This is a genomic window from Mesorhizobium sp. M7A.F.Ca.MR.362.00.0.0, assembly GCF_004023175.1.
Taxonomy (GTDB): Bacteria; Pseudomonadota; Alphaproteobacteria; order Rhizobiales; family Rhizobiaceae; genus Mesorhizobium.
Genome location: NZ_RZTF01001011.1, coordinates 1 through 284, shown reverse-complemented (window position 1 = coordinate 284; position 284 = coordinate 1). Strand labels below are relative to the sequence as shown.

1 pseudogene is annotated in these 284 nt (G+C 42.6%); it reads right to left on the bottom strand.

What is annotated here, in order from left to right:
• Window positions 1-5: 5 nt before the first annotated feature.
• A pseudogene (locus EOC06_RS38915) lies at window positions 6-284 on the bottom strand (ABC transporter ATP-binding protein); the annotation flags it as partial.

The following is a 284-nucleotide window of genomic DNA, read 5'->3' as shown; positions in this document are numbered from 1 at the left end:
GCTCCTTACTGTGTCAGCAGCTTGTAATAGCTTCCTTTTGCTGTTACAAGCTCTTCATGTGTGCCGTTTTCAACTATTTTACCGTCTTCCATTACGAAAATCTGATCCATGTCCTTCATCCAATGAAGGCGGTGTGTTGCTAAAAAGACAAGCTTATCTTCAAATAATGGAAGCATTGTCTCCTTTAATTCGTACTCTGTTTCAATATCTAAGTGGGACGTAGGTTCGTCTAGCAGCATAACTTTCCGATCGGTTAGGACGGCCCTAGCTAATGCAATCCGCTG